This window comes from Exiguobacterium sp. 8H (genome assembly GCF_902506255.1).
GTDB classification, from domain to species: Bacteria; Bacillota; Bacilli; order Exiguobacteriales; family Exiguobacteriaceae; genus Exiguobacterium; species Exiguobacterium profundum.
This window is the reverse complement of the sequence record NZ_LR733429.1, coordinates 1,773,698-1,794,235: the sequence shown is the minus strand read 5'-3', so window position 1 is coordinate 1,794,235 and position 20,538 is coordinate 1,773,698. Positions and strand designations below refer to the sequence as shown.

The following is a 20,538-nucleotide window of genomic DNA, read 5'->3' as shown; positions in this document are numbered from 1 at the left end:
TCTCCCTCACTTATTTAGTCAAGAGGAGGGTATGCATGGATACGATGATGATTGCAGCTGGTGCTGGCGGCGAAGGCCTCCGCATTCTGGATATGATCTTTACAATTTTCACATTCCTCGTACTCTTGGCCCTGTTGAAGAAATTTGCTTGGGGGACCACTCCTTGGAATGATGAGACAGCGTGAAGAGTATGTAGCGAACGAAATTGAACTCGCTGAAAAGAGCCGCAAAGATGCGGAACATTATGTCGTTGAACAACGTGATGCACTCAGTGCAGCACGTACTGAGTCAAAAGAAATGCTCGACGCCAGCCGTCGACAAGCAGAAGCAGAACAAGCACGCTTGGTGGAGCAGGCGCGTTTGGAAGCCGAACAAATTAAAATCGAGGCAGAGAAAGCGATTGAGCGCGAGCGTGAGCTTGCGAAACAATCTCTTCAAACGGAAGTCGTCACACAGGCGCTTTCGGCAGCACGCCACGTCCTTCAAACAGACCTTAAAGGTGATGAAGCGAAACAGCGTGCCCTCGTCACAGACTTCCTGTCTAAAGCGAAAGGTGCGAACTGATGAACGCATCATTAGCAAAACGCTATGCCAAAGCGCTCTTCGACTTAGCGCGGGAACAAGGCACGCTCGACCAAGTCGAAGCGGAAGTGCGTCTGCTCGATGAAGTGCTCCACGCGACTCCTGAACTCATGGATCTCTTAACGAATCCGGCAGTCAGTGACAGCGAGCTTGCACAGCTTTTAAAAGACAGCTTTGGTGATATGACGGCGATTGTCGTGAACACACTTCTCGTCATGGTCGAAAACGACCGTGCGGCAGAGGTTCGCGCATTGCCACGTTACGTCCGCGAATTTATCAACGACTATCGTGGAATTGCAGAGGGTATTGTCACAAGCGCCTACCCATTGTCGGCAACAGACTTGAAAGACGTCGAACTCGTCTTCGGACAGAAGCTCGGGAAGACGCTCCAATTGAATAACGTCGTCGATGAAGAAGTCATCGGTGGACTCCGTGTCCAAGTCGGATACACGACGTACGATGATACGATCGAAACGAAACTTACACGCCTTGAGCGTGAATTGTTGAATGCGTAAGAAATAGGGGTGAATTCAATGACAATCAAAGCTGAAGAAATCAGCGCCCTGCTAAAAGAACGAATCGCTTCGTACGGTTCTGAAATCGAAGTCAGTGAGACAGGTACAGTCATTCAAGTAGGTGACGGTATCGCTCGTGCACACGGACTCGATAACGTTATGGCGGGGGAACTCGTAGAGTTCTCTAACGGCGTAATGGGCTTGGCGCAAAACTTAGAAGAAGGTAACGTCGGGATTATCATCCTTGGCGATTACAAAGGCATCAAAGAAGGCGATTCTGTCAAACGTACAGGTCGCATCATGGAAGTTCCAGTTGGTGAGGCACTCCTCGGACGTGTCGTCAACCCGCTCGGACAACCAATCGATGGTCTTGGACCAATCGTGACTGACAACTATAACCCGATCGAGCGTAAAGCTTACGGTGTTATGGCTCGTAAATCGGTTCACGAACCACTTCAAACAGGAATTAAGGCGATTGACGCCCTCGTTCCAATCGGTCGTGGTCAGCGTGAGCTCATCATCGGTGACCGTCAAACAGGTAAAACATCTGTTGCCATCGATGCGATCATCAACCAAAAAGAAGAGAACATGATTTGTATCTACGTTGCAATCGGTCAGAAAGAATCGACTGTACGTGGCGTAGTAGAGACGCTTCGTCAAAACGGCGCACTTGACTACACAATCGTTGTTTCGGCATCGGCATCACAGCCGGCACCACTTCTTTATCTCGCGCCATTCGCAGGGGTATCGATGGGTGAGTACTTCATGGACCGCGGACAACATGTCCTCGTTGTTTATGATGACCTTTCGAAACAAGCGGCAGCTTACCGTGAGCTCTCGCTCCTTCTCCGTCGTCCTCCAGGCCGCGAAGCCTACCCAGGGGATGTCTTCTACCTCCACTCACGCCTTCTTGAGCGTGCTGCGAAGTTGAACGACGAACTCGGCGGTGGTTCATTGACAGCACTTCCGTTCATCGAGACACAAGCATCGGATATCTCAGCATATATCCCGACAAACGTTATCTCGATCACAGACGGTCAGATCTTCCTTCAGTCGGACCTCTTCTTCTCTGGGGTACGTCCAGCGATCAACGCCGGTCTCTCAGTATCGCGTGTTGGTGGTTCGGCACAGGTGAAAGCGATGAAGAAAGTTGCAGGTACACTTCGTCTTGACCTCGCGTCATACCGTGAGCTCGAAGCGTTCGCTCAGTTCGGGTCAGATCTCGACAAAGCGACACAATCGAAGTTGAACCGTGGTCAGCGTACGGTTGAAGTCTTGAAACAAGACTTGAACGCTCCGCTTTCTGTAGACAAGCAAGTTATCATCATCTACGCACTCACGAAAGGTCATCTCGATGACATCCCAGTCACAGACATTCGTCGTTTCGAAACAGAAATGAACGCATGGCTTGACCAAAACCGTAAAGACCTCTGCCGTGAAATCCGTCAGACAGGAAACCTTCCTTCAGACGAGGCAATGGTCGACGCAATTACGGAATTCAAAAAGACGTTCTCGCCATCGGTTTAATCCGGTGACGAGCGTCTATTAAGGTGGTGAATCGAAATGGCATCATTACGTGAGATCCAGATGCGGATCACCTCGACCCAAAGCACGAAGCAAATCACGAAAGCGATGAACATGGTGTCGGCATCGAAGTTGAACCGGGCCCAAGGGAACAATGCCAACTTCAAGCCGTACATGGACAAGTTGCAAGAAGTCATCTCGTCGATCGCCGGTGGTACATCAGGCGCGACACACCCGATGCTTCAAGTACGTCCCGTCAAACGGACTGGTTATATCGTCATCACGTCAGACCGCGGACTCGCAGGCGGATATAACGCCAGCGTCTTGCGTGACGTGTACCGCGAACTTAAAGACAAGCACACATCAACAGATGAGTATCGTCTTTACGTAATCGGAAAAGTCGGTGTCCAGTTCTTCAAGTCACGCAACATTCCGGTGTATAGCGCGATGACAGGGCTAAACGACCAACCAACTTTCGTTGAAGTCGCAGAAATCGTCAAACAGACGGTTGGTGCCTTCAGCGAGAGCGAGATTGATGAATTGAAGCTTTGCTACAACTCGTTTATCTCGGTCATCAGCCAAGAAGTGAAGATTCAACAATTGCTCCCGCTTGGGGATATCGAACAGTCCGCATCCAATGTGATGTATGAATACGAACCAGAAGAAGAAACGATCTTAGCGGCGCTCCTCCCACGTTATGCGGAAGGACTCATCTATGGCGCATTGCTCGATGCGAAAGTATCAGAGCATGCAGCCCGGATGACGGCGATGTCGAGTGCGACAGATAATGCGGATGAACTCATTCGCGGACTCAAACTCAAGTTCAACCGCGCGCGTCAAGCAGCGATCACACAAGAAATCACAGAGATTGTCGGAGGTGCGTCGGCGCTTGAATAAGCGCACGCTCTCTAGATTGTAGGAGGCTAACACGATGAACGAATACGGCATGAAAGGCCGCGTAGTCGCAGTCATGGGCCCAGTTATCGACGTAAAGTTCGACAACCACTTACCGAACATCTATAACGCTCTCAAAGTCACACACGTGGCAGCGACAGCTGACGATGTTAGTGTCGACTTGACGCTCGAAGTAGCTGTTCACCTTGGTGACGACACGGTCCGTACGATTGCGATGGACTCAACTGACGGCGTTCGCCGCGGTATGGAAGTACTTGACTTAGGTTCACCGATTTCGGTACCAGTTGGAGAGATGACACTTGGGCGTGTCTTCAACGTTCTCGGTAACCCAATCGATGATAAAGAAGTGGCAGCTGACGTGCTTCGTGCACCGATTCACCGTCAAGCGCCAACATTTGACGAATTGTCAACGAAAGTTGAAATCCTTGAAACAGGGATTAAAGTCGTCGATCTTCTCGCACCTTATATCAAAGGTGGTAAAATCGGTCTCTTCGGTGGTGCCGGTGTAGGGAAGACCGTCCTCATCCAGGAACTCATCAACAACATTGCGCAAGAGCACAGCGGGATTTCTGTATTCGCAGGAGTCGGTGAGCGTACGCGTGAAGGAAATGACTTGTTCCACGAGATGACGGACTCAGGCGTTATCAAGCAAACAGCGATGGTCTTCGGTCAGATGAACGAACCACCTGGTGCACGTCTCCGTGTTGCCTTGACTGGTTTGACAATGGCAGAATACTTCCGTGATGAGCAAGGACAAGACGTTCTTCTCTTCGTTGATAACATCTTCCGTTTCACACAAGCAGGTTCTGAGGTTTCGGCCCTTCTCGGACGTATGCCATCGGCGGTAGGTTACCAGCCGACACTTGCGACTGAAATGGGTATGCTTCAAGAGCGAATCACATCGACTGCGAAAGGATCGGTTACATCGATTCAAGCGGTTTATGTACCAGCCGATGACTATACGGATCCGGCTCCAGCAACAACGTTCGCTCACCTTGATGCAACAACAAACCTTGAGCGTCGCCTCTCAGAGATGGGGATTTACCCAGCCGTTGACCCGCTCGCATCGACTTCACGTGCCCTCTCTCCTGAAATCGTAGGGAAAGAGCACTATGAAATCGCGCGTAACGTTCAACAGACGCTTCAGCGCTATAAAGAACTTCAAGACATCATCGCAATCCTCGGGATGGACGAGTTGTCTGAAGACGATAAACTCACGGTTCACCGTGCACGTCGTATTCAGTTCTTCTTATCACAAAACTTCCACGTGGCTGAGCAGTTCACGGGCCAAAAAGGTTCGTACGTGCCAGTCAAAGAGACAGTACGCGGCTTCAAAGAGATCCTCGAAGGTAAACACGACGATCTTCCTGAAGATGCATTCCGTCTCGTCGGTCCAATCGAAGACGTCATCGAAAAAGCGAAGACGTTGGTCTAAGACCTACGCGGAAGGGGGAAACTAGACGATGAATACTGTTCACGTCAACGTCGTCACCCCGGATGGTGCAGCCTTTGAAGGAGACGCACGAATGGTCATCGCCAAATCGGTCACTGGTGAGCTTGGTATTTTGCCAAAGCACATCCCGATGGTGACGCCACTCGACGTCTCAGTCCTCAAGCTGCGCCACGAAGATGGTGGACGCACGCTGATCGCAATCAGCGGCGGTTTCATGGAAGTTCGTCCCGACACGGTGACGATCTTAGCTGAAACAGCCGAAATGGCGGATAAGATCGACTATGATCGCGCTTCTGCGGCGAAAGTTCGTGCCGAGCGTCGTCTTCAAGACACGAAGCTCTCGGAACTCGAATTCCGTCGTGCGGAACTTGCGCTCAAAAAAGCGATCAACCGCTTAAGCATTCGCGATATGAAAGAATAAGAATGACTCTCACACGAAAGTGTGGGAGTTTTTTTGTTGTTTTTTGGAAAAGATGGGTCTTTTGTCGTGCTTCTAAATGACGGGACTAGTAAAAAATATATGGAAGAAGACCGATAATAAAGGTGGGAACTACCGTAAAGGAGATTAGGGAATGAAAGTTTACGTTGCGCGACAACCAATTTTTGACCAACAATTACGCGTTTGCGGCTACGAATTGTTATATCGCCGCAGCGAAAATAATATTTTTGAGAACGTAGATGATTCGTTGGCAACAGCTGACGTCATTCATAACGCTTACCTTGTGTTCAATTTTCGGGAATTGACAGAAGGGACGCGCGCGTTCATCAATTTCCCTCAGACGTTGATTGAAGGGGAAGTGCCTTCGTTACTACCACGTCAATCGCTCGTCGTCGAAGTGCTCGAACATGTCGAACCGACGGAGAAAGTATTACAGTCTCTCCGCTCGTTAAGACGTCAAGGTTATACGATTGCACTGGATGATTTCGTATTTGAAGAGAAATATCGCCCATTGATTGGACTCGCCGACATCATCAAAATCGACTATCAAGCGACCCCAGTCGATCAACAGCAAAAATTGATTGATGCGCTCGGACACCGAGTCGAATTTTTGGCGGAAAAAATCGAGACACCCGCAGAGTATGAGATTGCGAAACGACTCGGATATAAAATGTTCCAAGGGTACTTCTTTAGTCGTCCCATCGTGGTGCACGGGGCCGAAGTGCATCCGTTGCGTCACACGCTCATTGAAATGTTGAAAGAGCTCGATTGTCCGGAACCGAGTTTTCGACGGATTTCAGCGCAAATTGAGCGAAGTGTCGACCTATCCTATAAGATGCTCCGTACGGTCAATACGGTGTATCAAAAAGGTCGTCGAACGATTGAATCAATCGAGCAAGCCGTCGCACGAATCGGACTAGATGAGTTGAAACGATGGTCGTATTTGATGCTTCTTCGAGAGATGCAGACGTCTGAATCGAAAGAACTGATTAAACAGAGTGTCATTCGCGGAAAAATGATGGAGTTGATTGCGGAGGATACATTGACAGATGTATTACCGTTTGATGCATTCATTACGGGAATCTTTTCATCACTCGACGTCATTCTCGATGAGGCGATGCAAACGTTGATTGCAGAGCTTCCGGTGGCGCCTCCTGTAAAGGCAGCGTTACTCGGTGAACAGAACGGTTTGCGAAAGTTGTTAGAGGATGTCATCGACTACGAACAGTTGACGATTCCGCTCCATAACACAGATTCGGATTGGTCTCAATATTACGTCGAAGCGATTCGCTGGTCTCGTAGCCTTGACGAATCGATTGAATAATGTTTGAAATATGTGAGGGGCGTCAATTACTGTAGTAAGACCTTACTGCTGATGACGTCCCTTTTGGTGTGCTTGTAGAGAAAGTGAGTTGATCGAATGGTTCAAACCGCTCGAAGCTTAAGACCCTAAGTCTTTTTTTCTCTAACATGTCATGATATGATTAAAAATGGTACGAATTTTAGAAAAGAGGGGAATCGTCGATGGTCAATACCGTATTTTCGCTAGCGATTTATATCATAGCGATCTACGTCGCTTGGTGGGCACTCTTACCCGTCAAATGGGATAAGTTGCTCAATCAAGTGAGGAGTCCGCAAGCTGCTGTCTTGCGCGTTCTCGTAGCGGTTGTCTTCGGTTCACTGATTGCCCAGTTCTTTTTGGAGTACATTCGACTGGCGCAGGCGCTCGCACCTATACAGTAGTCGCAGAATATTTAACAAACTGTAATCCTGCTGTAACGACTCCTATATGATTATCATGTAGGATAAATTCGTCTGACATGATGTTTTTTTCATTCAATTTGCACTTATTTATTATTCAGATTGATTAATGAATGAAAAATCATCACGTTTTGCAAACCATTCAAATAATCGACATCATCACATCCGGATTCGGATATCGACGCACTATATAAAAAAACAATGAAGTTGGAGGACAAAGAGAGATATGAAGGATTTGATCGTAGTCCGTGGAGGACGTAAACTGTCAGGTACTGTGCGCGTTGAGGGAGCAAAAAACGCCGTACTCAAAACATTGGTTGCCACTCTATTAGCTAGCGAAGGAAAGTCAATCTTACAAAACGTACCACGTCTTGCTGACGTGTACACGATTAACAAAGTACTTCGTCACCTCGGTGCAGAGGTATCGTTCAATGAAGAAAAGAATGAAGTAACTGTCGATGCGTCGGGCGACATCAAAGATGAAGCACCGCTTGAGTACGTGCGGAAGATGCGTGCTTCAATCCTCGTCATGGGACCTCTTCTTGCCCGTCTCGGTCACGCTCGTGTAGCAATGCCGGGCGGATGCTCAATCGGCTCACGTCCGATTGACCTCCACTTAAAAGGATTCGAAGCGATGGGTGCGAAAACGGTCATCGGAAACGGATTCGTAGAAGCTTCTGTAGAAGGCCGTCTCCAAGGCGCTAAAATCTACTTGGACTTCCCATCTGTTGGTGCGACAGAGAACATCATGATGGCAGCTGTGCTTGCAGAGGGTACGACTATCATCGAGAACGTTGCAAAAGAACCTGAGATCGTCGACCTTGCGAACTTCTTAAACGGAATGGGCGCACACGTTCGCGGTGCAGGTACAGAAACAATCCGCATCGAAGGTGTAGAAACACTTCGCGGTGCAGAACACTCGATTATTCCAGACCGCATCGAAGCAGGTACGTTCCTCGTTGCTGGTGCGATCACAGGTAGTGACATCGAAGTCATCGGTGCAGAACGTGAGCACCTTCGTCCATTGATTTCAAAAATGGAAGAAATGGGTGTCCACTTCGAGGATACGGCAGAAGGCATGCGTGTCACGGCACCAGACGAATTGAAGCCGGTTGATGTGAAGACGATGCCACACCCAGGATTCCCGACAGACATGCAGTCACAAATGATGGCACTCGTCTTGAAAGCGGGCGGTACATCTGTCATCACGGAAACGGTGTTTGAGAATCGCTTTATGCACGTCGAAGAGTTCCGTCGTATGAACGCGGACATTAAGATTGAAGGACGTTCAGCAATCGTCAAAGGTGGCGTACGCCTTCAAGGAGCGGAAGTTGTCGCAACGGACCTTCGTGCCGGAGCAGCACTTATTCTAGCAGGTCTCATCGCGGAAGAAGAGACACGCGTTGGAGATTTATATCATATCGACCGTGGATACGTTGACTTCCACAAGAAACTTCAAGCACTCGGTGCTGACATCGAGCGTATTGAAGGAACTGTCGAAGTTGCTGAAGAAATGGTTCAGAACTAAGAAACGAGCACGAATTAGAGGGCGAGGAGAGACTCTTCTCGCTCTTTTCAATGAAGAAACGAACGGAGGAACCTATACATCATGTTTTCAAAAGATATCGGGATTGATTTAGGGACAGCAAACGTTGTCATTCACGTCAAAGGGAAAGGAATCGTCTTAGACGAACCTTCAGTCGTTGCGATAAAACGCTCTACAGGAAAAGTACTAGCAGTCGGTTCAGAAGCGTATGAGATGGTTGGTCGTACACCTGGTGATATCGTGGCGATCCGTCCTCTCCGTGACGGAGTCATCGCCGATTTCGCCACAACAGAAGAAATGCTCCGTCACTTCATCGAGAAAATTCAAGTCCGAGGCTTCTTCGGAGGCATCCGCATGCTGATTTGTACACCTGCGAACGTCACGCCGGTTGAAGCAAAAGCCATTCGTGAAGCTGCTGAGAAAGCTGGCGCGAAAGAAGTCTTCCTCGCCGTCGAACCAAAAGCTGCGGCAGTCGGTTCAGGCATGGATATTTGGAAGCCGGTTGGTCACATGATCATTGACATCGGTGGTGGGACGACCGACGTCGCCATTTTATCAATGGGAGACATCGTCTGCGGTGAGACTATCAAGATTGCAGGGGATCGCTTCGATACGGACATCCTTCGTGCCATCAAAGAGAAGCACAAGCTGATCATCGGAGAACGTACGGCTGAACAAATCAAGAAAGAAATCGCGACGGTCTTCCCAGGAGGGCGTAACGAATCGATGGATATTCGTGGACGTGACATGGTACGTGGATTGCCTCGTACGGTGACCATTACGTCAGAAGAACTTCGTGAAGCGATGGCTGAATCAGCTAATGAAATCGTCGAAGCAGCGAAGCGTGTCCTTGAACAGACACCACCAGAACTTGCAGCGGATATCATCGACCGCGGAATCATCATGACAGGTGGGGGATCACTCCTTCACGGTCTTGACCAACTTGTCGCAGAGCGTGTCATGTTGCCGGTCATGATGGCCGAGGAGCCGACACTCAGTGTCGCGCACGGAACGGGAATCATGCTCGAAAACTTAGATCGATTGAAATAAACAGACAAGCGACCGCGTGCGGTCGCTTGTTTTTTGTATGTTCAACTCAATATTTCGGAGACGAGTGCCAACACGTTACCTTCAGAATCTTTGAAGAAACTCATCCACGTTTCTGTCGTCCCCATTTTTGCCACACAGTGTGGTTCATCAATGAAAGTCACTCCTGCATTTTTCAACTGAGCATAAGCGTCATCGATGGATGCGATACTCAAATAGAGAATTGGACTTGATTTTGCAAAAACATCATTCTCTGGAGGGGACAACATGAGGCGAACGCCCCCACAGTCGAAAAATGCGAGCAATCCTGCCTGAAAGAGAAAGGGTACCTCAAGCGTGTCTCGATAGAATTGAACGGCACGGTCTAACTCTTTGACAGGGATGTAGATTTGTTTGATTTGTTGAATGAGGCTCATGGGATTCATCCTTTCAATATGTATTTGAAACAGGAAGGGGTAACTCTGATTCAAGTTGACGTTGGAGACGGTTGGTAAGTCCTGTTGGGTGAGACATTAAGCCGATAGAAATATGTAATGGGAATAGGGTATGTAAGTCGCTAGGATAATATGAGCCATCTCGAGGTAACGTATGATTGACAATCCGAGAGACTCCTGAGGAATGGTCAATGTGTAAGACGATTGGAGCAGATATTCCGGTCCCTCGCTCAAGTTGTTGATGGTTAGGATAATATTCTTGTAGAAGCACCCATACATACACTTCCTGTCGAGTCGTACTCGTCCCGAGGATTTGATAGCTGGCATAAACATCCCCACCGAAATTAGGAGACATGACTTGAGTTGTCAAGTAGCGCTCCAACACGTTCTGATTGACGTCGACGGATTGGGTAAGCGTGACAAATGATTCATCCGTCAAGGCAGCATAGAGCAAAGCACTCAATATCCATGTACAAAATGTCGTTATGATCAACTTTTTCAAATAAGCGCCTCCCAATACCGATGTGATGAATCATATATGTCGATCATATCTAAAGAGGATACGAATATATAGGTCATTCGTGGGAAAAATTGTATATACTAAAATCATTAATCAATGAGAGGGGAATCATGATGGCACCGATTCACTAATAGACTGAACAGAATAATCAAATAGAATCGGAGGACATCATGAACAAACCACTTACACTCATTACTGGCGTCAGTCGCAATCAAGGCATCGGTGCTGCGATTGCGCGAAAACTTGCTTCTGAAGGACATGACTTGTACTTGACGCACTGGAGTCCGTTTGACGCTAAAGAAGGAATCGGGGAAGAAATTGGCTTCATCGAACGATTGGTTCAAGAACTGACTGAAGAAGGGGCGCGTGTCGAGCATGAGGCATACGATTTGGCTTCAGGAGACGAGGTCGGATTACTTGATCGAATGGAAGCTAAACTTGGTATACCGAGCAGGCTAATCCATAACGCGACCTATGAGCGACATGTCAACGTTGAGAACTTTACAACCGACGTATTGAGAAAACATTACCTGGTGAATAACGAAGGGACACTCGGACTCACCTTTGCGTTTATTGAGCGCTATAAACAAGCGGGACATCAAGATGGGCGAATCCTGTTCTTCGTATCGGGGGGACCGGATGCGAATAACCTGGCCTACATCGCAACGAAAGGTGCATTGATTGCCATCACACCTGCGTTGGCGAATGGATTAGGAGAATACGGCATTTCGGTGAATGCGTTCGATCCGGGGCCGACGGATACGGGTTGGATCAATGACGAACTTCGCGAACACTTGCTACCATTATTTCCTTACAAGCGAATGGGGACGCCTGAAGATACGGCTCGCTTCGTCGCTTTCTTGATGGGCCCAGACGGCGCATGGGTGAATGGCCAACATCTTCACGTTGACGGAGGGTTTACTGGGCGCTAATAGAGAACGTTCTATGGATACAATAAAAAAAAGACATCTCACTTTAAGTGTGAGATGTCTTTTTTCAATGCCATGTATAGTCTTTATCAACAAATAAACGATTTTTTAAGTCTGTTTTAGAAATTGAAGGATTTGGTGCATCAAGCCAATCGTAATAATCACAGGCACAGGAATCACCAAGTTCGATAGAATAGCCATTATTTATTGTATTAACAGTTATATCGAGTTCATGTTCAGCTAACGTCTTTTTCAATCGATAAATCGTGTTGTATACGTTGTGTAAGGCGCGTTGTGGTTCATCGATGTCCGGGTAAAGGGTTTCGGCAAGCACCCACTTATTAATGACCTGCTTACGATGAAAGACTAAGTAGGCAAATAACTCCTCTGTTTTTTGTGTTGGCCACTTCACAAGATTTCCATCTTGTGTTCGTACCGAAAAACGATCTAGAAATTGTATGCGACAAGATTGATTGAGATTCTTTTGTTGAATCGCCTCATAGCGCTGGATGATACGCGGAATGACGTTATGAATCATCTGCTCTGTGATGGGCTTCAACAAGTAATGCGTGGCATGCAAATTGAACGCTTCAACGGCATACTGTTGATGGGCGGTCGTGAAGACGACTTGTGTCCGTTCCGGCAAATAGGTCGCCAATTCGAGCCCCGTCATTTCAGGCATCTCGATATCTAAAAAGACAAGGTCTACCGGGTGCTCTTGAATAAAAGTGAGAGCTTGAACCGGACTTTGGAATGAACCAATCCACTCAAGAGACGGCTCCTCTTTTACAATCCGCTCCATCATCCCTAAAATATGATGTTCATCTTCAATTAAAATCGTACGCATCTAAATGATTCGTCCTTTCCTGTTTTGGTAAACGCAGGTGAATGGTGGTGCCTTTTTTCAAAGTGGAGGCTAAGTCAAACGTTGCACCATGAAGGTGTTCGATTCGACTTTTAATATTGCAAATCCCAATCCCAGATGTTTTGTTTGATACGTTTGGATCAAAACCACTCCCTGTATCTTGAACATAAATCTCAATCATTCCGTTTCGTTCCTGGATAGAAAGTGTCAATCGCTTTTGTCCTGGGTGTCGATAGAGACCATGTCGCACGGCATTTTCAACGAGTGGTTGAATTAATAAAGGTGGAATCGAACAGTCGAGAAGAGATTCATCAATTTCTTTCTCGACGTAGAACGAATCACGGAATCGCGTCTGTTCAATGGCGAGATACGAGTCGATCATATCGACTTCTTGGCGAATCGATATCTCGTTTTCGGTTCGACCATTTTCAAAAATGAAGCGGACGTAAGTGCTCAAGTGACTGAGTAGACGAGCCGCATCGGGTGGAGACGTGTAACAAAGTGCAATCACATTTCCAAACGTATTGTAAAGGAAGTGAGGTTTGATTTGAGCGTTAAAGAAGGACATCTCGTGCTGAGAGGCCAACGCTTCAACTTGTTGTTTTTTCCCTTTGTCGGTAGACAGGTGAATCGGTAGAAGCAAAAACATCAATAGGAAATAGATGATGGTAAACGTATTGGCGTATAATTGCTGATTGGGCGAGACGATGAACGTCGACGTCATGATTCCGATATACCCGACGAGTTGGGCGAGTGTGAAAGTTAGTAACTCGAGCGGATTGCCTGTCTTGTACTTTTCAAGAAGCCATCCAATATTCAATCCGACCCAGAAGAACGTGATAAATAAAACGATCATCCATACAAAGTATTCATACACTTCGTAAACGGAAGAGGGCAGGAAGATGGCTAGTACAGTCAATCCATATAGTGGATATCTCGAAATGGCCAAAAACCGGTCAAATGACACACGTTCCAAACATCGCGAAAACTCGATTAACATGATGATACTCAGTAAGGCTAAACTTAACGTCAACTTATCACTACCCGAGATCCACATGCCGTCTCGGGACATGATTGAAAAACTCGTCAACAAAAAGAAAGCTGTTCCGAAACCATACAACCGTTCATTTCGGTGAAAGAGATAGACGATGGCATAGAACATGGCAATCAAAAGTGAAATGAGCAACATGAAAAATTCGTAGCCGGCATAAGCGTTTTGAGTGGTCATGATGGCATGTAACGGTCCGACTAATATACTTTCTTCGATGGGTGCGAAATTACCTGCCTGTCGTTCATGTTGAATCGTCAGTCGGAATTGTTTTGTCTCATCATCGAGCAAGAGCAGAGACGGCTGCTCGACGAGACGATTGTTTCCAATTTGTATCGTTTCAACCATTTTCCCATCTATCAAAATCGTAGAAGAGGAGAGGGACTTTGGAATGAGCAAGGCATACGTACCGTTCGGCAACGCGAGATCGAGTTCATAGGTGGATTCACGATAAGGGGTTGTAAACGGAATGGTTCGATAGGAGCGGCGATCAACTTGGGTGACAATCCCTGACTCATAGCGCCATGAGCCGTCTAGTCGCAAAATCTCTTCGTCGACAGTAGAAGAGAGAAGAGAAGCTTCGCCCTTGTCAACGGTGACGATCGGATTGATTGACTGATGTCGAATCAATAAAGTGAGACTGACGCCAACCAACATCACAAGGATGAGGATAAACGTCATTCGATTACGCGTCATGAACACATTCCCTTCAATCTTTGTGAGTTTCTTGTGAGGTCATTCCGTTATTCTTCCTAATAGGTGAATGAATTTTTGAAGTGACTCTCCGTCTCATCATCGTACCCGAACTTTTTTTGTTTGAACAGAAAAAGTCATTCACCGTACGAAGTGAGGCATTCTAAGAGTGAAGGAAGAAGGCATTCCATGAAACGTTGGATTGAACAACGCATTAGTCGACAAGTTATGACAATTTTCTATATATTGATTGCCTTAGTGACGCTCACGTCGATTGGAACCTATTTTTATACACAGCAATCGATTCAAGAGACGACCGTAAAATTAGAAAGAATCAGTGAGCAACGTGCACGGGCGACAGACCTGTTTGAAACGTGGCAATCGATGCAATATGAATTACGAGGGCACGTCCTGTTAGGAGAACGTGCGCTATTAGAAGAAGTAAGAACGGCTCAAACGAACATCGACGAGCAAACGACATGGTTCGAAGAACAGGCAAGAAACGCGGAAGAAGTACAGTTCGCAGAGGATGCAAGACTTCTCTTCTCGATCTATACGACACGCGTCATGCCGGCACTTGAACAATATGTGGTTGCGAAGCAGGCAGGAGAAATCGATGAATCGTTCCTGCAGATGCGCACCGTAGGGCAATTCATGCCGAAAAATGAAACATCGACTCAGACGCGATTTAAACTGAACTCAAGTAGTGCTGCCGATATGAGTGCGAGCATCGTCGATATGGAGTCGGTCTTTACCGACTATCGACAAAATCTTGATTTTCAAGAAAGTGAATTGCGAGATGCGCTGTCAAAACAGTTAGTGAAAGCCCAATGGATGTGGCTTTTGATTCTACTCGGGGCATTGTTCATATTGTTTGTCGGGTTGCAGCCATATATTTTAAGGTTGACCAATCAACTGCAGACGCTGATGGTAAACAGTGAGCGTCTCGCGAGCAACCCGAGCGCGACACTCATCCCGATTAAACCGCTACAAAACGAAGTCGGACAACTGTCGAAAGCGTTTAATGAGATGGCGACCTCACTTCGGACCCAACAAGATCAAGTTGATCTCGAACGTGAGAAGACCGCTCGAATTTTGCACACGATGCGCGATTCTATCGTCTACACGGAACTCAAGACGAATGAACGCTTTGGGAACAGTGCGCTCTTTGAGTTATATGAACATCCGATTCCATCAACAGAACGGGGCAGTCTATACCCGATTGCGATGTATTACCCGATGTTCATGAACCAGATTGATGATCAAGAGGGACTGAATCGCTTCACGAAGCGTGCTAAAGAAGAAGGTATGTTCGACGAAGCGTTCACGTATACGATGCATGAGGGTCAGAAAACGATTCGCATGTACGCCGAACCGATTGATCTTCAAAATGAACGTGTAGGTGTCATCTTCGTTTCACGAGATATTACCCAGGAAACAGAAATCAATCGCTTGAAAACAGAGCTTGTAGCAACAGTATCACATGAGCTTCGGACGCCCCTTACCTCGATTCTTGGTTTTTCAGAACTGCTCAAAAGTCGTCAATTGGAAAACAAGAAGCGAGAGCGCTATTTAGACATGATTGCGAGTGAGACAAAGCGGCTCGAACGACTCGTGAGTGACTTGCTAGATGTTCAAAAAATGGAGGCGGGTATGAGCGTACCTGACTTTAAAGTAGAGAGTCTATATGATTTATTATCAGATCTACTCGAAATCCATGCAGGATCGACGGAGCATCATTTCTTCCACTTTGATTGTGACGAATCGCTATTCGTCGCGGGAGATCCGGCCCAATTACGTCAAGTATTCTCGAACATCTTGAACAATGCCATCAAGTATTCTCCACGCGGTGGGAATGTGACAGTCGATGTCACGTGTGAAGATGACACGATTCAAATCGGGATCACGGATGAAGGGTTAGGACTTTCGGAAGAAGATGCAACACGAATCTTTGATAAATTTTATCGTTCGGCATCGGAAGAAAGTAAACGCATTGGTGGAACCGGATTAGGTTTAGCAATCTGTAAAGAAATCGTTCAACTGCACGGTGGTACCATCTCTGTTCAATCTCAACTAGGAGAAGGAACGACGATGATTGTCGAGTTACCGATGGTCGACCATGTCAATGAAGAGAGTTCATCCTAATTTATGGGATGAACTTTTTTTGAAAAAACGGTGAATGTCACGCTCGTTTGGTACGATATAGAGAGTGAATCATGTTATAGGATGAAAGGAAGACGATTATGCTACGCGGATTATATACAGCAGCGGGAGCGATGAATGCCCTGCAACGCCAACAAGAGATTTTGAGCAACAACCTTGGTAATGTGAGAACACCAGGCTTCAAAGCGTCTGATGGCGTGGTACGTTCGTTTCCGGAGATGCTTCTTGCACAAGTCAGCAATCCGGATAACGCGAAATCGCGTGTGAAGGGAGAAGTAGGTACCCTATCAATGGGCGTCTATCTTCAAGAAACAATGCCCCGATTCTCAGCTGGGAGTATCACAGAATCCGGTAGCCCGACCGACCTGTATTTAAAGGCACCTACTGATTTTGCGGGAGCCCCGATGTTTGCAGTCGAACAAGGCGGCGAGACGTTATATACGACAAATGGACGCTTCTCGATCGATGAGACGCTCTTCCTTCGTTCTGCGGACGGCGGATATATCCTTTCTGATGAAGGGGAACGAATCCAATTACCATCGAGCGAGTTTCAAGTTGGGAAAGATGGCGTCATCACATCGCTTGGACAAAACGTGGCGACTCTTGGTGCCTACCAAATCGATGACTTGACGACTCTTGAACAAGTCGGCAATGACTGGCGTGTGACGGGTGATGCCCCGGCGCCGGCCCAGGTCGAAGTACTACAAGGATTTATTGAAGAAGCGAACGTCAACCTCGACCAGACGATGGCAGACTTGATGATGACGTATCGTCAGTTTGAGGCGAATCAAAAGGTCGTCCAAGCGTATGATAAAAGTGCCGAGCGGGCAATCGAAATCGCTCGTATTCGTTAAGGAGGAACACCATGCAGTCCATTTATAACTCGGTCAACTCTCTGTCTCAACTTCAGCGTCAATTAGATGTGACAGGTCACAATATCGCAAACGTCGATACGGTCGGCTTTAAGCGTCAACAGGGGCATTTTGCTTCGCTATTGTCGCAGGCGTATAACAACCAACCGCGTCCTGAATTCGAAGTCGGTCGAGACACACCGAACGGGATTCGGATTGGAGTCGGGGGACATGTCGCCGATATTACACAGCAGTTCAATATCGGACAAGTACGTACGACAGATCGTGGATTGGATGTCTTTTTAAAGGCGAGCCGTCAATTTTTTGTCGTGGACACGCCGAACGGTGTCGGGGTGACTCGAAGTGGAAACATGCAATTGTCAGTCGGTGACGAGACGACGCTCGTTGATGTGAACGGGAATCCGCTTCTTGGAGATGACGGTAATCCAATCACGATGCCGAACGATGCGACGAATCAGCGCATTCGTCAAGACGGTGTGGTCGTTGCGAGTGTGAATGGCGTTGAACAAGAATTCGGACGTCTCGACATCGTAGAAGTCCGCAATACGTCGGAATTACGTCCGCTCGGTGATAACGTGTTCGCAGCGGATTTGGAGACCGAAGTCGATCGTCCACTCGGAAATCTATTGATTGAAGGGACACTCGAGTCATCGAACGTTGATTTGACGAAAGAGATGACTGATATGACAATCACACAACGAGCATATCAAATGAACTCACGGGCGATGTCGATGAGCGATCAGATGATGGGGCTTGTCACGGCGTTACGTCCATAACGCCTACCGCTTCTCGAGCCGAGAAGCGGTTTTTTTATAGACAAAGGGGGAGAAGCATCAATGCGGATTGTAGTCGCGATGGATTCATTCAAAGGCTCACTTTCGAGTATGGAAGCAAATCAAGCGGTCCTTCGTGCGCTTGAAGGGCATGAGGTCACCATCATACCGATCTCTGACGGAGGAGAAGGTTTTTTGGATGCTTGGATTGCGACACATGCAGAAGGAACCATTATAGAAGAAAATGTCGTGTGCTTGGATGGAATACAGCGCGTTGCACGTTTTAGTTTCGAGCCGTCAACGAGGCACGCGGTAATCGAAGTGGCGGAAACAGCAGGATTGACACTCCTCGCTCATGTCGATCCGTGGCGCTACAGTTCAGTCGGAGTCGGTCAACAGATCGTGCAAGCGCTAGATTGTGGAGCGAAGATCATCACCGTCGGGCTCGGAGGGAGCGGGACGATGGATGGTGGAAAAGGATTGCTTGAGGCGTTAGGTGTTCGTTTTCTCGATGCGAACGGTGCTGTGTTATCGACCATCCCCCATCGAGTAGAAGAAGTGGCATCAATTGATTGGTCCGGTCTTCATCCGCGTGCGCGCGAGGTCGTATGGAGAATGTCTTCCGATGTACAGAACCCATTGATTGGTGAAAGCGGAGCAGCCTATGTGTTCGGCCCCCAGAAAGGATTGGCGGCAGATGTAGTGAAGCGATATGACCGGATTCTCAATCACTACGCGAACTGTTTTGAAGTGGATAGAAGAGCACTTCCTGGAGCAGGGGCGGCTGGCGGCATCGGCTTTGCGCTATTGCAGCTTGGTGCAATCTACGTGAGTGGCGTCGAAGAAGTGGTCAGTTGGTCTAAGCTCGAAGAACAGTTAGAAAAAGCAGATTTGCTGATTACAGGAGAGGGTAAATTTGACGCGCAAAGCTTTGAGGGAAAGGCACCGTATGGGTTGGCACGCCTTGCGAATACGCATGGGGTCCCGACCCTCGTCTTCACCGGACAGTCCGATTACACATCGCATATGGAGTCCGGCATCGTCGCGATTTTTCCAATCGTGTCTCGGATCATGACGTTAGAAGAAGCGATTTGGGAAGCAGCTCCGTTGCTGACGAATGCGGTCCAACGCGTGCGTCACCTCATTGAAAAGGCGCCACGACAGTAGTCGGGCGCCTTCGCATTCATAAAGAACGATCTTTTAGCAGATCACGAATCTCTGTCAACAGTTGCTCTTCTTTCGTTGGTGTCGGAATAGCAGCTTCCTCCACTTCTTTTTCACGCTGTAAACGATTGATGACTTTGACAATCAAAAAGAGGGCGATGGCGATCAAGAAGAAGGACACAATCTGTTGAATAAAATTGCCATATAACACGTCCACTCCGAGTACACTTGCTTTTAAGCTAGAAAAATCGATTCCTCCAATAATGATTCCGAGAAGCGGCATAAAGATATCGTTGACGAGTGAGTTCACGATTGCAGTGAACGCTGCACCAAGTACGACAGCAATCGCCAAGTCGATAACGTTCCCCCGCATTGCGAATTTTTTAAATTCATTCCACATAGACAAACCTCCTGACGTTGAATAGTCTAAGCGTAGCATATTTGAAGGAAAAGAAATAAATCGTTCGACTTCTATCAGGGAAGGATGCTTGTTCGACTTTTCTGCATAGGGTACACTAAAAAGGTAGCAATTTACGCATTTTAATACCAGGTACTAATATGATATAATCATTTTAGCTGAAAGGATGGTTGGACGTGGCGAACGATGAACAGACGAGTTCGGAAGAACAAAAAGGTTCACCAGAACAAGAGACGAAGCAGAAAAAGCAATCGCGATTATCGAATCATCGTCGATTCCCGATTTTACTGCGCGTGCTCGTTGTTTTAGTGTTGGCAATCGCGATGCTCGCCCTCGGAGCGGTCATCGGATATAGCGTCATTGGCGGAGGCGATTGGAAAGATGTATTTGACATCGAGACCTGGCGCCATATCACCGATTTTTGGCTAACCTCTTAAAGGCGGTGGATGGATGTATACAATTGAGCAAATCAAAGAAGTAATCCCACACAGATACCCGTTTCTGTTAATTGATCGAATTATTGAAGTCGAGGAAAAGAAGCGTGCTGTTGGATTAAAAAATGTCACGGCGAATGAAGAGTTCTTTAACGGGCATTTCCCAGACTATAATGTCATGCCAGGTGTCTTGATTGTTGAAGCACTCGCACAAGTCGGTGCTTTTGCAATGTTGAAAGACGAATCGAATCGAGGCAAGCTCGCCTTTTTTGCAGGGATTGACAACTGCCGTTTCAAACGCCAAGTCGTCCCGGGTGATCAACTTCGTCTCGAGGTAGAAATCATGAAAATTCGTGGACCAATCGGTAAAGGACGTGCCGTGGCCACGGTCGACGGAGAAGTTGCTTGTGAAGCAGAACTCACTTTCGCCTTGAAGTAAGGAG

23 protein-coding genes are annotated in these 20,538 nt (G+C 47.5%); 18 read left to right on the top strand and 5 right to left on the bottom strand.

What is annotated here, in order from left to right; all coding sequences use genetic code 11:
* Positions 1-35 precede the first annotated feature (35 nt).
* From GVY43_RS16040 to GVY43_RS09080, 11 genes are all read left to right on the top strand, one after another.
* A complete protein-coding gene (locus GVY43_RS16040) occupies positions 36-185 on the top strand; it encodes a hypothetical protein (protein ID WP_236548952.1) in 150 nt (49 codons plus the stop codon).
* Entirely contained in the window at positions 169-564 is a 396-nt protein-coding gene (locus GVY43_RS09125) for an ATP synthase F0 subunit B (protein WP_236548951.1), read from the top strand. The genes GVY43_RS16040 and GVY43_RS09125 overlap by 17 nt, the downstream gene beginning before the upstream one ends.
* Positions 564-1,097 (top strand): F0F1 ATP synthase subunit delta, encoded by a 534-nt coding sequence (locus GVY43_RS09120; RefSeq protein ID WP_159562972.1) that lies wholly within the window; start codon positions 564-566, stop codon positions 1,095-1,097. The genes GVY43_RS09125 and GVY43_RS09120 overlap by 1 nt, the downstream gene beginning before the upstream one ends.
* 18 nt (positions 1,098-1,115) lie before the next feature.
* Positions 1,116-2,624 carry a F0F1 ATP synthase subunit alpha gene (gene atpA / locus GVY43_RS09115; protein ID WP_078147660.1) on the top strand — a complete coding sequence of 503 codons (1,509 nt, stop codon included), beginning with the start codon at positions 1,116-1,118 and terminating at the stop codon, positions 2,622-2,624.
* A gap of 36 nt (positions 2,625-2,660) precedes the next feature.
* The gene (gene atpG / locus GVY43_RS09110) at positions 2,661-3,518 is read left to right on the top strand and encodes an ATP synthase F1 subunit gamma (protein WP_074035890.1); all 858 of its coding nucleotides are present in this window, start codon (positions 2,661-2,663) and stop codon (positions 3,516-3,518) included.
* Positions 3,519-3,552: 34 nt separating this feature from the next.
* Complete coding sequence (gene atpD / locus GVY43_RS09105; protein ID WP_159562971.1) at positions 3,553-4,971, top strand: F0F1 ATP synthase subunit beta; 1,419 nt, start codon at positions 3,553-3,555, stop codon at positions 4,969-4,971.
* Positions 4,972-4,999: 28 nt separating this feature from the next.
* A complete protein-coding gene (locus GVY43_RS09100; protein ID WP_012727354.1) occupies positions 5,000-5,410 on the top strand; it encodes a F0F1 ATP synthase subunit epsilon in 411 nt (136 codons plus the stop codon).
* A 151-nt stretch (positions 5,411-5,561) separates the two neighbouring features.
* The gene (locus GVY43_RS09095) at positions 5,562-6,752 is read left to right on the top strand and encodes an EAL and HDOD domain-containing protein (protein WP_159562970.1); all 1,191 of its coding nucleotides are present in this window, start codon (positions 5,562-5,564) and stop codon (positions 6,750-6,752) included.
* A gap of 200 nt (positions 6,753-6,952) precedes the next feature.
* Complete coding sequence (locus tag GVY43_RS09090; RefSeq protein ID WP_031422262.1) at positions 6,953-7,171, top strand: DUF1146 family protein; 219 nt, start codon at positions 6,953-6,955, stop codon at positions 7,169-7,171.
* 244 nt (positions 7,172-7,415) lie between these two features.
* The gene (gene murA / locus GVY43_RS09085; RefSeq protein ID WP_012727351.1) at positions 7,416-8,717 is read left to right on the top strand and encodes a UDP-N-acetylglucosamine 1-carboxyvinyltransferase; all 1,302 of its coding nucleotides are present in this window, start codon (positions 7,416-7,418) and stop codon (positions 8,715-8,717) included.
* A gap of 81 nt (positions 8,718-8,798) precedes the next feature.
* Positions 8,799-9,785, top strand: coding sequence for a rod shape-determining protein (locus GVY43_RS09080; RefSeq protein WP_074035738.1), 987 nt, complete (start codon positions 8,799-8,801; stop codon positions 9,783-9,785).
* Between the two features lie 41 nt (positions 9,786-9,826).
* On the opposite strand, the gene GVY43_RS09075 is transcribed toward GVY43_RS09080, so the two are convergent.
* Positions 9,827-10,198: a VOC family protein gene (locus GVY43_RS09075; RefSeq protein ID WP_159562969.1), complete on the bottom strand. Its 372-nt coding sequence runs from the start codon at positions 10,196-10,198 to the stop codon at positions 9,827-9,829.
* A gap of 13 nt (positions 10,199-10,211) precedes the next feature.
* Complete coding sequence (locus GVY43_RS09070) at positions 10,212-10,718, bottom strand: hypothetical protein (RefSeq protein WP_159562968.1); 507 nt, start codon at positions 10,716-10,718, stop codon at positions 10,212-10,214.
* A gap of 188 nt (positions 10,719-10,906) precedes the next feature.
* Between GVY43_RS09070 and GVY43_RS09065 the strand changes: the two genes are divergently transcribed.
* Positions 10,907-11,668, top strand: coding sequence for an SDR family oxidoreductase (locus GVY43_RS09065; protein WP_159562967.1), 762 nt, complete (start codon positions 10,907-10,909; stop codon positions 11,666-11,668).
* A gap of 64 nt (positions 11,669-11,732) precedes the next feature.
* On the opposite strand, the gene GVY43_RS09060 is transcribed toward GVY43_RS09065, so the two are convergent.
* The gene (locus GVY43_RS09060; RefSeq protein WP_159562966.1) at positions 11,733-12,512 is read right to left on the bottom strand and encodes a response regulator; all 780 of its coding nucleotides are present in this window, start codon (positions 12,510-12,512) and stop codon (positions 11,733-11,735) included.
* Positions 12,493-14,274: a sensor histidine kinase gene (locus GVY43_RS09055; RefSeq protein ID WP_159562965.1), complete on the bottom strand. Its 1,782-nt coding sequence runs from the start codon at positions 14,272-14,274 to the stop codon at positions 12,493-12,495. Before GVY43_RS09055 ends, GVY43_RS09060 begins: the two co-directional genes overlap by 20 nt.
* Before the next feature lie 186 nt (positions 14,275-14,460).
* Between GVY43_RS09055 and GVY43_RS09050 the strand changes: the two genes are divergently transcribed.
* The 4 genes from GVY43_RS09050 (at position 14,461) to GVY43_RS09035 (ending at position 19,246) form a co-directional block, all read left to right on the top strand.
* Positions 14,461-16,416 carry a HAMP domain-containing sensor histidine kinase gene (locus tag GVY43_RS09050; protein WP_159562964.1) on the top strand — a complete coding sequence of 652 codons (1,956 nt, stop codon included), beginning with the start codon at positions 14,461-14,463 and terminating at the stop codon, positions 16,414-16,416.
* Between the two features lie 98 nt (positions 16,417-16,514).
* Positions 16,515-17,288, top strand: coding sequence for a flagellar hook-basal body protein (locus tag GVY43_RS09045; RefSeq protein ID WP_159562963.1), 774 nt, complete (start codon positions 16,515-16,517; stop codon positions 17,286-17,288).
* An 11-nt stretch (positions 17,289-17,299) separates the two neighbouring features.
* Entirely contained in the window at positions 17,300-18,082 is a 783-nt protein-coding gene (locus tag GVY43_RS09040) for a flagellar hook-basal body protein (protein WP_012727342.1), read from the top strand.
* Between the two features lie 60 nt (positions 18,083-18,142).
* Positions 18,143-19,246 carry a glycerate kinase gene (locus GVY43_RS09035; RefSeq protein ID WP_159562962.1) on the top strand — a complete coding sequence of 368 codons (1,104 nt, stop codon included), beginning with the start codon at positions 18,143-18,145 and terminating at the stop codon, positions 19,244-19,246.
* 16 nt (positions 19,247-19,262) lie between these two features.
* On the opposite strand, the gene mscL is transcribed toward GVY43_RS09035, so the two are convergent.
* Positions 19,263-19,643 carry a large conductance mechanosensitive channel protein MscL gene (mscL, locus tag GVY43_RS09030; RefSeq protein ID WP_159562961.1) on the bottom strand — a complete coding sequence of 127 codons (381 nt, stop codon included), beginning with the start codon at positions 19,641-19,643 and terminating at the stop codon, positions 19,263-19,265.
* Positions 19,644-19,837: 194 nt separating this feature from the next.
* On the opposite strand from mscL, the gene GVY43_RS09025 reads away from it, so the two are divergent.
* Together GVY43_RS09025 and fabZ are read left to right on the top strand one after the other, a co-directional pair.
* Positions 19,838-20,098, top strand: coding sequence for a DNA-directed RNA polymerase subunit beta (locus tag GVY43_RS09025; protein WP_031422281.1), 261 nt, complete (start codon positions 19,838-19,840; stop codon positions 20,096-20,098).
* 13 nt (positions 20,099-20,111) lie between these two features.
* On the top strand, positions 20,112-20,534 hold the full coding sequence (fabZ, locus tag GVY43_RS09020; protein WP_031422282.1) for a 3-hydroxyacyl-ACP dehydratase FabZ: 423 nt from the start codon (positions 20,112-20,114) through the stop codon (positions 20,532-20,534).
* The last annotated feature ends 4 nt before the right edge of the window (positions 20,535-20,538 follow it).